General features: G+C 39.7%; 2 protein-coding genes, 1 tRNA gene and 1 pseudogene. 1 reads left to right on the forward strand and 3 read right to left on the reverse strand.

Translation table 11 applies throughout. From position 1 onward, the window contains the following. Nucleotides 1-127 precede the first annotated feature (127 nt). The 3 genes and pseudogenes from JCM15074_RS20080 to mutY all read right to left on the reverse strand — a co-directional run bounded on the left by JCM15074_RS20080 (nt 128) and on the right by mutY (nt 1,698). Nucleotides 128-203 (reverse strand) — tRNA-Phe (locus JCM15074_RS20080). A gap of 160 nt (nt 204-363) precedes the next feature. Beyond that, nucleotides 364-642, reverse strand: a complete 279-nt coding sequence (locus tag JCM15074_RS20085) for an oxidative damage protection protein (RefSeq protein WP_025823741.1) — start codon at nt 640-642, stop codon at nt 364-366. A 2-nt stretch (nt 643-644) separates the two neighbouring features. Further along, nucleotides 645-1,698 (reverse strand): annotated as a pseudogene (gene mutY, locus JCM15074_RS23305) (A/G-specific adenine glycosylase). Nucleotides 1,699-1,931: 233 nt separating this feature from the next. Between mutY and JCM15074_RS20095 the strand changes: the two are divergent. Then, nucleotides 1,932-2,906: a hypothetical protein gene (locus JCM15074_RS20095; protein WP_025823743.1), complete on the forward strand. Its 975-nt coding sequence runs from the start codon at nt 1,932-1,934 to the stop codon at nt 2,904-2,906. Nucleotides 2,907-3,192: the final 286 nt, after the last annotated feature.

Raw genomic sequence — 3,192 nt, forward strand, 5'->3', positions numbered from 1 at the left:
TATGACCGGCTTATTCATTTCAAACAGAAAACTCGGGAGCAATCTATTTGATTACCAGTCATTACCTATTAACTAAGTGATGCTGGCTTATCTTTTTAAACAGAAATAAATCTATTCAAATAAATAGTGGTGCCCGAACCCGGAATCGAACCAGGGACACGAGGATTTTCAATCCTCTGCTCTACCGACTGAGCTATTCGGGCAACTAAACTAAGTGTTAGTTGACTACTGCAAGCAAGGATTTAAAAACCCTGTTTTCTTGAAGTGGACGTATCATATAGTTATGAAATTTTAACTGCAACTAGTTTTTTGATGTTATTAGCGTGATTGATTAGCGAACAATCAATTAACCACTAAAATCAGTTAATCTTCATCTTTTTGAGGCACAAAACCGTCAATTTGTACGTCTTTACCTTCAAAGAGGAACTGAACCATCTGCTCTTCTAAGAACTGGCGGTCATCAACGTTCATCATATTCAGTTTCTTTTCATTAATAAGCATCGTTTGTTTAGCTTGCCATAATGCCCAAGCTTCTTTACTTATATTGTCAAAAACACGTTTGCCTAGTTCACCTGGGTAAAATTGAAAATCTAAGCCATCAGCTTCTTTATCAAAATATACGCAATGTACGGTGCGAGCCATGATTACTCCTTAATTAACGAAACATTTGCCAATACGCGTTCTGTAGCGGCGGCAAGTCCGACTCTATCTGGTTGCTCTATGTTATACCAGAGACTCTGTTGAGCTTCCATGACCTTTGTTGGCTTTTGTGGAGGCGCAATAACCAGTATCGGCTGAACATCGAGATGGAAATGGCTAAAGGTATGTCTAAAACCATCTAATAATTGTGGCTTGGCACTAATCTGTTGCTCAGTTAAATAGTCATCAAGCTGTTGCTGCGATGCAAATTCCGGAAAACACCATAATCCGCCCCAAATTCCCGCAGGCGGGCGTTTATGCAATAGCACCTTATTATCATCCAGTTGCACTAATAGCCAAGCTTGTTTTGCTGGAATGGTTTTTTTAGGCTTTTTACCCGGATATTCAGTTTGCCTGCATAAGCTGTGCTTTGCAGTCAATGGCAACGGGGCAAACTTCACATTTAGGTGACGAACGAGTACAAATACTGGCGCCGATATCCATCATGGCTTGGTTGTATTTGCTAATTTGCTCAGCAGGTGTGAGTAAGTCTGTTATTTGCCATAGTTGGTCTTCGACCTTTTTATTACCAGGCCAGCCATCTACAGCTTCATGCCTAGCTAATACTCGCTTAACATTACCATCTAAAATCGGGTGATGTTGCCCAAGCGCAAGTGACAATACCGCCCCCGCCGTTGAGCGGCCAATACCGGGTAACGCTAATACTTGTTCAAATTCAGTGGGGAACTCGCCTTGGTACTGATCACGCATAATCATTGCCGCTTTATGTAAGTTGCGTGCTCTAGCGTAATAGCCTAATCCCGTCCAGTAATGCAGGACTTCATCTTGTTCGGCGTTCGCTAGACTATTAATGTCGGCAAAGCGCGCCATAAATTTTTCATAGTAAGGGATAACGGTAGCAACTTGAGTTTGTTGCAGCATAATTTCAGAAATCCATACTCTAAATGCTGTTTTTTGTTGTTGCCAAGGAAGGTTTTTGCGCCCATGGGCGTCATACCAGCGAATAATTCGCTCTGCAAAAGAAGGAGTTGTTTTCATGGCCGCAGTGTAACCAGCAATGACGTTTATCTCAAGTTATCTATAGTGACTTAACTAATCTTAATCTTGGTTAAGTAAAGATAACTTTATTTTCAAACTAATCACCTAAGACATTAATGTTGATATAAATTGAGCTGGTTAAACAAGACTCCCTAATTCAAGCCACCCATATTAATGCTGAAATTCTGAGCATGAACTAGACTTATATCATTGGAATCTTTGGGAGGCAGGTTATGGCGATACCAAGAGAACAGTTAGTGAGTTTAGAAGATACGACTTATTACCATTGCGTGAGTCGTTGTGTTCGCAAGGCCTATTTATGTGGCGTTGATAGTTATACGGGGCAATCATATGAGCATAGGCGGGATTGGATAGAAGAGCGATTATTGAAGTTAGTTCAAGTATTTAGTATTGATCTCTGTGCTTATGCTGTAATGAGTAATCATTTGCATGTGGTATTAAAAGTTGATGTTGAACAAGCACAAGTTTGGTCAGATGAAGAGGTGATACTGCAATGGCAAAAGCTATTTAAAGGCACATTACTGACGCAAAAGTTCTTAAAAGGCGAAAAAATTGAAGCTCACGAATTTGAAACCTTAAACAATACCATTACCGAGTACCGTAAACGCTTAATTGATATAAGCTGGTTTATGCGTAGTCTTAACGAGCCGATTGCCCGCAAAGCCAATAAAGAGGATAAATGTTCTGGTAGATTTTGGGAGGGACGGTTTAAGTCTCAAGCTTTGCTTGATGAAGCCGCAGTACTCGCGTGCATGGCATATGTTGATTTAAATCCGATTCGAGCAAATCTTGCCAAAACACCTGAAACCTCAGATTACACTAGTATTAAGCGTCGCATCAAAGCAGCAATGAAAGGCAAACAACCGTTAGAGCTATTACCTTTTATTGGCAATGAGCGAGCTAATATGCCTAATGGTTTAAGATTTTCAGTGCAAGATTATCTACAGCTAGTTGATGATACTGGTAGGCAATTAAGAGAGGATAAATGTGGTGCCATTGCTGCGAGAACATTAGATATTCTTTCTCGGCTCAATATTCCACTAGAAAATTGGCTTAAAATCACCTCAGAATTTCATGATTTATTCAAAGGCCCTGTAGGTACTTTGCAAGAACTTACTCAGTTATGTGAACATTTGAATAAACGCAGGCGGCATGGTGCAAAAATGTGCCGACAAATGTTGGGTTAGGCTATTCGGTAGAATTTAAAATAGAGCTCTAAAGTATCGAATTCATCATTCGAGAATTCGTGTGGCTGAAGCTTGTCGTAAGTGGGCTTTAGTACTTGTGAATGTTCATTATTTGCAATCAATTCGGTTATTTCGCAGTAAATTTTTTAATATTTAAGTAAGTCAGCCAGTATTTGGTCGGAATTGATGATTTCAGAGCTAGATTAATAATGGGTGGCTTAAGTATTTGGAATTGATGATTTCAGAGCTAGATTAATAATGGGTGGCTTAAGTATTTGTTTGGTCG

It is taken from the genome of Shewanella marina JCM 15074, assembly GCF_000614975.1.
Classification (GTDB): domain Bacteria; phylum Pseudomonadota; class Gammaproteobacteria; order Enterobacterales; family Shewanellaceae; genus Shewanella; species Shewanella marina.

Bases quoted from the DNA above. Each gene is read 5' to 3' on its own strand.
- JCM15074_RS20085 (WP_025823741.1), bottom strand. From the start codon at position 642: ATGGCTCGCACCGTACATTGCGTATATTTTGATAAAGAAGCTGATGGC.
- JCM15074_RS20095 (WP_025823743.1), top strand. From the start codon at position 1,932: ATGGCGATACCAAGAGAACAGTTAGTGAGTTTAGAAGATACGACTTAT.